The 8,980-nt window shown below is 37.0% G+C and carries 10 protein-coding genes and 1 pseudogene; 2 read left to right on the forward strand and 9 right to left on the reverse strand.

Going from position 1 to position 8,980, the window contains the following annotated elements:
- Positions 1-66: 66 nt before the first annotated feature.
- The 9 genes from CP368_RS10830 to CP368_RS08300 all read right to left on the reverse strand — a co-directional run bounded on the left by CP368_RS10830 (position 67) and on the right by CP368_RS08300 (position 7,466).
- A complete protein-coding gene (locus CP368_RS10830) occupies positions 67-345 on the reverse strand; it encodes a CPBP family intramembrane glutamic endopeptidase (protein WP_233185842.1) in 279 nt (92 codons plus the stop codon).
- Between the two features lie 12 nt (positions 346-357).
- Positions 358-1,221, reverse strand: a complete 864-nt coding sequence (locus tag CP368_RS08275; protein WP_098045959.1) for a CPBP family intramembrane metalloprotease domain-containing protein — start codon at positions 1,219-1,221, stop codon at positions 358-360.
- 82 nt (positions 1,222-1,303) lie between these two features.
- A complete protein-coding gene (locus tag CP368_RS08280; protein WP_098045960.1) occupies positions 1,304-2,086 on the reverse strand; it encodes a LytTR family DNA-binding domain-containing protein in 783 nt (260 codons plus the stop codon).
- Between the two features lie 8 nt (positions 2,087-2,094).
- The gene (locus CP368_RS10835) at positions 2,095-2,262 is read right to left on the reverse strand and encodes a hypothetical protein (RefSeq protein ID WP_233185843.1); all 168 of its coding nucleotides are present in this window, start codon (positions 2,260-2,262) and stop codon (positions 2,095-2,097) included.
- A gap of 66 nt (positions 2,263-2,328) precedes the next feature.
- A complete protein-coding gene (locus tag CP368_RS10840; protein ID WP_233185844.1) occupies positions 2,329-2,532 on the reverse strand; it encodes a hypothetical protein in 204 nt (67 codons plus the stop codon).
- Between the two features lie 17 nt (positions 2,533-2,549).
- On the reverse strand, positions 2,550-3,083 hold the full coding sequence (locus CP368_RS10845) for a hypothetical protein (protein WP_233185845.1): 534 nt from the start codon (positions 3,081-3,083) through the stop codon (positions 2,550-2,552).
- Between the two features lie 264 nt (positions 3,084-3,347).
- Positions 3,348-3,911, reverse strand: a complete 564-nt coding sequence (locus CP368_RS10515) for a CPBP family intramembrane glutamic endopeptidase (protein WP_233185846.1) — start codon at positions 3,909-3,911, stop codon at positions 3,348-3,350.
- Between the two features lie 246 nt (positions 3,912-4,157).
- The gene (locus CP368_RS08295; RefSeq protein ID WP_098043768.1) at positions 4,158-5,006 is read right to left on the reverse strand and encodes a patatin family protein; all 849 of its coding nucleotides are present in this window, start codon (positions 5,004-5,006) and stop codon (positions 4,158-4,160) included.
- A 63-nt stretch (positions 5,007-5,069) separates the two neighbouring features.
- Positions 5,070-7,466, reverse strand: coding sequence for a phosphoketolase family protein (locus CP368_RS08300; RefSeq protein WP_098036823.1), 2,397 nt, complete (start codon positions 7,464-7,466; stop codon positions 5,070-5,072).
- A 296-nt stretch (positions 7,467-7,762) separates the two neighbouring features.
- Between CP368_RS08300 and CP368_RS08305 the strand changes: the two genes are divergently transcribed.
- Together CP368_RS08305 and CP368_RS08310 are read left to right on the forward strand one after the other, a co-directional pair.
- A complete protein-coding gene (locus tag CP368_RS08305) occupies positions 7,763-8,527 on the forward strand; it encodes a DeoR/GlpR family DNA-binding transcription regulator (protein WP_098045961.1) in 765 nt (254 codons plus the stop codon).
- Positions 8,528-8,532: 5 nt separating this feature from the next.
- A pseudogene (locus tag CP368_RS08310) lies at positions 8,533-8,885 on the forward strand (bacteriocin immunity protein).
- Positions 8,886-8,980 lie beyond the last annotated feature (95 nt).

Raw genomic sequence — 8,980 nt, forward strand, 5'->3', positions numbered from 1 at the left:
AGGAAATCATCGTTCTTTTTTCATGTCTTAGGAATTAGTTTTTTCCCAGACACTTTTTATATTATTCTAGCCTAACAAGCGCTCAATATTTTCATCTATGACTAATTTTCTCTTGCCCGTCATAATCCAAATCGCAATAGCTACTGGAACTACAATTGAAACAAGCGAGCTGACCCCATCACTAAGAGTACCTGACCAAACCTGCGCTTTAATTCCACCATTAACTGCATAATTCAAAAAATCAACGCCAAAGTGATACAGCATCGGTAACCACAATTTGCCAGTATATAAATATAGGATAGCTAGAACTAAGCCCAACGCTGCGGCATAGATTGGTCGCCGCAAAATCCTGACCGCCTAAATTAGTAAAATGCACAAGCCAAAGACAACCGCACTAACAATCACAGTGATCTGAACTCGATATTTACTATTAGCAAAGCCAACTATCAAAGCTAAGATCGTCAAATAGCGGTTGGTTTCTTTAAAGACACCTGCTTCTAAGGCTCTACAAAACGATGCCCAAGTTGGTTTCAACGGATCAAAATCTGGTTTGAATAAGATCTCTACTAGATTATTTTCTTTTCCGCAAAACTCTGCCCAGAAGGCAAAGACAATACAGAATAGAAGTAATAAGATAAATGTCACATTCGACCAGTTACTAGACTTCTGCCATTTTAAATCAGGATTGAAGCTAAAGCCCCAACATTTTGCAATCAGCATTGCTGCTAAAAATGCAGCTACTCCAGCCATCAAACCGGAAGAAATCAAGACGTTAATCCCTTGCGGCTTTAATTCAATCGCTGTCGATGACAAGAGCACCATGTCAAAGTAGCAAGCTGCAATTAAGCGGCCAAACCAATTTTGCACTTGCCCTGTCGCTACCACTGCGACTGGTAAGTCCATTACTAGCAAAATAAGTCCAAATAAAACGATAATGCCCAATTTAAAACTGACATAACACAAAATATTGTGAAAAAGTATGTACCACGTCACTGATAAAATTGCAGGCATGATTATAATTGCTAACCAGCGAGTGACTGCTGACTTCTTTTTTAACCAATTAAAAGCTAAAACCAGCACTGGTAAAATACTAACCACAATACATAGTCCTGCTGTAGCTAGATATACTTTAACAATATTGAAAATTGCCATCCCCCACCAAAGCAGGATGACGATAGCTATTTCCCATTTGAAGTAAATATTCCACTTTCTTAAGTTCATTTTCTTTCTCCTTTATCTCAAGATTATTATCTAGCTTTCTAGTAAAGGCAGAAATATAACTTCAAATCCGGTTAATTTTTAGTCAAATTCGGTAACTATTTTGTTTCAAATTATAAGTGTTTATCATACCTTTCATCACATAGGTAAAGCGACGAGAAAACTTGATTACATCCCCATTAGGAAAGCCAATCTCATTTTTCTTTAAATTGATTTGTGCAATATTTTTCGGATTTACCAAATATGATTGTGATACTTTCTTTAAAAACTCATTTTGCTGATCAATGTTCTTAATATCGCCTGCAAACTCGGCAGTGCCATCATTACGCACCAAACACAGCTTGTGTGGTGCCCTGGTTGTTGAAATATAATAGATATCATCAATATTAACGTTGCGAATGATCCTGCCTAAACGATAAGAAAACGTCATCTTCTTGCTAAAATTAGCCTTAGCTAAATTATTTACAGCATCCCGTACCGTCTCATTCAATCGCTGCTGCAAATCAGAATTACTTTTGTTGATATAGTCAATCGACCCGATACGCCGTTGATAGGTCAACTCCATGTATTCGTCATAAGCAGTTACAAAAACAATTTGTGCTCGCTGATCTAACTTTTTAATTTCTTCAGCTAGATCCACACCGTTTATATCGTCCTGGTTATCGCCTAATTCAATATCTAAAAAATAGATTCCGCCGTCTAAGTGATGTTCATTTAGATAGTTCAAGACCTCATTTGCATTTTGAGCAGTCGTACCGATTTCAAGTTCAACTTCTTCGGGCTGCATCATTGCCGCAATTCCCAATTTCAAAGCTAAATTACTTGCTTGCGCAAGATCATCATCACAAATAATCACTTTATATTTCATTTCTATTCCTAGTCAATTACCATAGTAAAATTAAACCAATTATCTTTTTCACTATATTCAATAAACATGTTGTCATATTGATCATTTATTGCTTGAACATTAGCTAATTGCTCGCTTTCTTCAATAGCATTATCAAAGGCGATGCCAATAATCCGCACTAAATCAAACAATTTCACGTTTTTAGGTAAAACTTTAATCTCTTTTTCGCATTCAAAAGAATACTTGATTCCTAATTCATTAGCTTAGGCTAGTTTATTCACAACCAAACTTTTAAGTGCATCATTATGTAAGTGATTCAAATTTTTAAAATGCCAACTATTTTCATCATTAATCTGTTTTTCCGTATATTGTGCCAATTCTTGAACTAATTTTTGATCATGATTATTCACAGCTACTGTCCGCATCGTTGCTAGTAAATTCAAATAATCATGCTTAAATCTGCGCAAACGATCTTCACTATCTTCTAAATCATGTAAATAGAGCTTAAAGTTCGCTGTTCCTGCTTTTTTAACAATTTTTTCTGTAGCTGTACACTTGCAATATAGACCGCCACAATAAATAGAGACTGCATTCCCATGATCAAAATCCCAAAAATTTCAGCTGGTAATTTGATTTCTGGCACTCGCATAATATTGACAATTAATGCGCAAGCATAAAGATAGACTACTAGCCAGTCAGCAATCCGGCGATTTTCATTAGTTAAAAATTGATGAATCTGATAACGCCATTTTTTCAAAATTAGATACAAAATAGTTAAAACTACCGGATAAAACAAGAAAGCAAAAATTATTGGCAAATAGGAAAAAACATAATTGCTCATTAAATAAGTTAAGATTAAAATCGAGTGAATTAAGGTAATTGCTGCAACAGTTAACAACTTACCTGCTCGTTTGTAAAAGTAACAGTAATAAAGAGCAATAGTTGTAACAGGACTGATAATATTGCTCCATTCTGGGATATACTCTGCAATTACTTGATTGCAAATAAAAACGACCAATGCAAATATTAAATCTCGCTTTTTAAATTTGACATTAGTAATAGCGTAAAAAAGTATTAGCTCTAGTACTACAAGAACTACCGCTCCTGTGTAATAACCTAGATCGTATGATGAAATATTTATTTTCCTTTTCCTCCTACTATTTATTACTCTTCACTTTAGCATTATTTGCAAAGGTATAATTGTACTGATTCAAATTCGGTTATTTTTCAATCAAATTTGGGCAAAAAATAATCACTACCGAAATGATAGTGATTATTAATTCTATTTATTTGTTTGCACATAATGCCGATTAAACAACCAAAGACAAATTATTGCCAAGATCATTAATGGCAAAACTGCTAAGAAGACTTTGACAAGTGAAATGTTATGCGAGCCTGTATTAGAAGTAAGAATCACAGGTTTAAAGTCGATGAAGAAGTGTAATACCATACACCAAACGATATTATTCGATAATAAGCGCAAATATATCAAAATTATTCCGGTAGTAAAAGCGAAGATGACTTGGCCAACAGTAGATTGTAACGGTTGGTGCGTTAAGTTAATTAAGTGCATACAGCCAAATAAGATTGAACTGATCAACCCAGCTATCAAGAACCGATTCTTGTTGTGATAAAAGAAGCTTAATAAGCTATTAAAAAGCAAGCCGCGAAACAGCAATTCTTCGATTACCCCTGCCATCAACGCTATCACAAACATCGAAATAATTTTATTGATCGCCATATGAGTAATTTGCATAATAGGCGCCAGCAGAATCGAAATGATATATGGCACACCCACTATCAATAAAATCCAGCTCCAAATTTTTTGTGCTTTTCCAGACTGCATTCTTGTTTGTAATACTTTAGTGGTACGACACAAATGCAGCAATAACGATGCTAAAACTAGGGTTAATACAATTATCAATAAATCCTTGATATACCATAGCCTTGATAAATGCGATACTAGCGGCCATAACGCATATATTACCGTTAACACCACAAAGCTGACTAGCATCTTCCAGCTATTTCTTTTCCTTGCATTCTCATCATCTAAATCTACATAGCTGCTTAAAGCTAATTCATTTCCCTATTTCTAATTATTCAAATAATTAATTAAGCCTGGCAAAACTTTTTCTGCCTCTTGCCGTCCCACATAATAGACACGCTTAATTTCATTCTTGTCTTGCTCAAGCGTTCCAATATTTAATGCCTCTGGCGGTCTAATGACGAAATTTTCTCCAGTATTTTCATCCGCTTCAATATTATCTAACACGGCGTTATAGTCTTCCGCTCTTGTAGCCAATTTATCAAGCACAGCTGGATACTCACGCAATAATACCCTTTCAACCGGAAAAAGCTTGCTTTGCTTCTTTCTGTACTCCTTAGGCTGCGTTGTAATCACGATCTTTTTATCAAAATTATTTTTCTTCAAAAAGCCATATGGAATCGAGTCTGAAACGCCGCCATCAAAGTAATAATGACCGCCAATAGCTACAGGATGGGCAAAAAATGGAATGGATGATGATGCTCTGATCCATTCTAAATCTACATACCCCGCATCCCTCAACTTATGGTAAACCGGCTCACCTGTTGCGGCATCCGTTGCCACGCACCAAAAGTCCATTGGATTAGCCATAAAAGTCTTTTTATCAAACACATCTAACTTATCTGGTAAAACGTGATAACAAAAGTTAGCGGCATATAAATTGCCTGATCTGCGCCATGACTTCCAACTAGCGTAATACGGCTTACCCGTAAAACGCAGATTATAACGCAATACTCGTCCGATCTGCTCTGACTTCATATTAACGCCAAACGCTGCACCCGCCGAAACGCCAATTGCACTATCAAAACTTATATTATTTTCCATTAAGACGTCGAGCACACCCGCGGTGAAAAGTCCACGCATGGCTCCGCCTTCTAGTACTAAACCTGATTTCATATCTACCCCTACAAAAAAGACCTATGTTTTTCGACATAGGTCTAATTTATTCTTATTTAGAAATTACTTCAAGCCCTTCCATTTCCATTCGGTAACTTCTGGCATATCCTTACCATTATCACGAATGTATTGGTGGTGCTTTTCAAGTAAATCATCCATGTGACTAATGAAGTCAGCGTTCTTACCCTTTAACTTAGCAACGCCTTCAACAGCGTCCTTTGCAAGGTCGAATCTGTCAAGGTGATTCAAGACACGCATGTCAAATGGAGTGGTAATGTCACCATTTTCTTCGTAGCAGTGGATGTGAACGTTGTAACGCTTACGGTCGAACCAGATTGATTGCATCATGCTCTTGTAGCCATGCCATGCAAAGATTACTGGAACATCCTTTGGGAATAAGCGGTCAAATTCTTCATCAGAAATAGCATTCTTGTTGTCCTTTGGTGACATTAACTTCATCACGTCGACAACGTTGATGTAACGGATCTTAAGATCTGGGAACTTGTCGTGCAAAATGTCAATGGCTGCCAAAGTTTCGATAGTTGGTTCAGTTTCAGTTGAAGCAAAGACAACATCTGGCTTTGCACCCTTATCAGTTGAAGCCCAGTCAATGTAGCCTAAGCCCTTGTCAACCAACTTTTGAGCTTCTTCAATTGAGAACCATTGCGGACGAGGTTGCTTTGAAGTTACCAAAACGTTGATGCATTCACGATCCTTAAAGGCCCTGTCACCAACAGCAAGCAAAGTGTTAGTATCTGATGGCAAGTATTCATGAATCAAATCTGGACGATTCTTTTCGTATAAGTGAGTCAAAATACCTGGATCTTGGTGAGTGTAACCGTTGTGGTCTTGTTGGAACACAGTTGAGGTAGCAACAAAGTTAAGTGATGGGTAATCATGACGCCAGTATTGTTCCTTAGCTTTTCTAAGCCACTTCATGTGTTGTGTAAGCATTGAGTCTACTACACGACCAAATGCTTCGTAAGTTGCGAAAAAGCCATGACGACCAGTTAATACGTAGCCTTCAAGGAAGCCTTCATCTTGGTGTTCTGATAATTGTGAATCGATCACACGACCACTTGGAGCCATGTTTTCATCATTTGGTTCGTGGATTTCTGGTTCCCATTGACGCTTTTGGTTATCCAAAAGTTGGAACAAACGGTTTGACTTAGATTCATCAGGACCAAAGCCGCGGAAAGTGGTTGGGTTAAGCTTAGCAACTTCATCTAAGTATTTAGCCCATTCAACCATGTCTTGAGCTTCCATTGAACCTGGCTTGTCAAACTTAAGAGCAAAGTCGCGGTAGTCTGGCAAGTTCAAGCGCTTAGGATCCTTACCACCATTAGTGATTGGGTTCATTGCCATACGGTGGTCGCCTTCAGCAGTGTTTTCAGTAACAATTTCCTTAGGTGAACCATCTTCGTTGAATAATTCTTCAGGCTTGTAGCTTTCAAGCCAATCAGTCAACATGTCGGCATGCTTCATATCACCTTGTGAGACAGGAATTGGAATTTGGTGTGCTCTAAATGAGTTTTCAATTGGGTTACCATCAAGATCCTTCTTTGGACCAGTCCAACCCTTTGGGCATTGGAAGATGATCAATGGCCAGTGTGGCAAACTTGCATCGTTATTTTCACGAGCATGCTTTTGAATGGCCTTGATTTCTTCGATTACTTCGTCCATGGTCTTAGCCATTTCTTCGTGGACTTGCATTGGATCCTTTTCACCATCGAAACGGCCACCCTTAAATACTGAAACAAAGTGTGGATCCCAACCCATACCACGGAAGTATTCGGTTAATTCTTCATCACTCATGCGTGAAACGATAGTTGGGTTAGAAATCTTGAAGCCATTGATTTGAAGGATCGGTAAAACAGCACCATCTTTAATTGGGTTGATGAACTTGTCACTGAACCAACTTGCTGCAAGCGGGCCAGTTTCAGCTTCACCGTCACCGATTTCAACAGCAGCAATTACATCTGGATTATCTAAAACTGCACCAACACCGTGAGATAAAGCGTATCCTAATTCCCCACCTTCATGGATTGAACCTGGAGTTTCAGGAGCAGCGTGAGAAGCAACACCGCCTGGGAAACTGAAACGCTTGAATAATTTAGCCATACCTTTTTCATCTTGGGTAATTTCTGGATAACGTTCAGTATATGAACCATCAAGGTATGAGTTTGAAACCATTACTTGGCCACCGTGACCTGAGCCTTCAATGTAGAACATATCCAAGTCATATTTCTTAAGTACACGGTTCAAGTGTGCATAAATAAAGTTTTGTGGAGCAATAGTACCCCAGTGACCAATAGGCTTTGGCTTTACGTCTTCAGCAACCAACTTATGCTTTAACAATGGATTCTTCATTAAGAAGAGTTGTCCAACAGATAAGTAATTTGCAGCACGCCAGTAAGCATCGACGCTCTTTAAGTATTCTTTTGAATCGTAATTCGTCATTTTTCCTCCTTTGAGCAAGTTTAAGCGCTCTGTTTTGTAATCCTTTTCTTTATACCTATATCATACCAATCGCTGATGAAAAGTCAATCATTTTTATAATTGGATCCTACCAATTTAAATAAGTCTTTAGATTTAAATCAGAATAGCCTTATCCTTGAACTAATCAGTTTTTTATAATGAAATATAAGTGTTTATGTTTTGATATACTTAAAAGTACTGATAAATAAATGCAAAATGCTGATCAAACAAATACGGCTACCTGTAAAAATGCTAGACTAATTCATGGAGAGAGAAAAATGACTCAAGAAGAACGATTAATTCAAATCAAAAAGCTATTGAAAGAAAAACATCATCTTTCAACTAGAATAATTGCCCAACATTTTAATGTATCTTTTGATACTGCACGTCGTGATGTAATTCATTTAACGACAACTGGACAGGCAATCCGAGTACACGGCGGGCTGATGGAGGTCAATCAAAATAGCGTACCTGATTTTTTAACTAGAAATGAAGTTCAATCACCAATTAAATTGAAAATGGCAAAAAAAGCTAAACGATTCGTTCATCCTGGTCAATGTGATTTTATTGGTTCTTCAACAATTCTAAAACAACTTTGTCCCATGCTTAACGGTATCGATATGCAAGTAGTTACTAATTCAATCGACAATGCTTTAAGCATGTTAACAACCGAAGTCCCTTCTGTTAGATTGCTAGGCGGATTAATCAACAAGTCGCAGCGCTACATTTACTCAAAAGTCGCTCTTGAAACAATTTGTAAGATTCATTTCAATACAGCTTTCATTGGCGCTTCTCGTATTAGACCAGATGGTGTATATGCGCCAAAAATGGAAGACGCAGAAGTTGTACGTACGGCAATTGCACGCGCTAATCAAGTTGTTTTAGTAGCAGAAAAATATAAATTCACTAACGATTCATCTTCTCCATATATGTCTGCTCCATTGGACAAGGTGGATGTCTTAATAACAGATACTCCTTTAACCAATGAGCAGAGAAGTTGGTTTAATCCTAAAACACAAATCCTACCGGTTTTAAAGGAGTGATTATGATGTTCGGCATTTTTAAACATAACTCAGATACCAAAGAGGTCTATCAAGATTTAAAAAATTTCTATAATAGTTTTTTCAGCAATATTTATAATGAAATGAATATTGGACGCTATCGTCCTATTCGCGATGCTATTGGACTGGTTATTAACAAATTCGATAGTAATGACCATCCACTTGAATATACAAGTAAGTTAGTAATGTATATTCAAGCCAAGGTAGCATTGAATCATTTACATTTAACCCCTGATCAAGAAAAATAATGAAAAACTTAATAGAAAAAACAAAATATTTAAATCTTTCTTACGTTTATTTAAGTCCAATTGATTCAGCAGAACAATTTGTTAAGATCTAAAGTGAACAGTGTATCTGCTCTAGATCAAAAAAATGAACTCCAAAAAGCCGGGTAAAACATTTACTCGGCTTTTTGCTTTATAATAGTAAATAAAT

The organism is Lactobacillus sp. UMNPBX17, from assembly GCF_002553735.1.
Taxonomy (GTDB): domain Bacteria; phylum Bacillota; class Bacilli; order Lactobacillales; family Lactobacillaceae; genus Lactobacillus; species Lactobacillus gallinarum.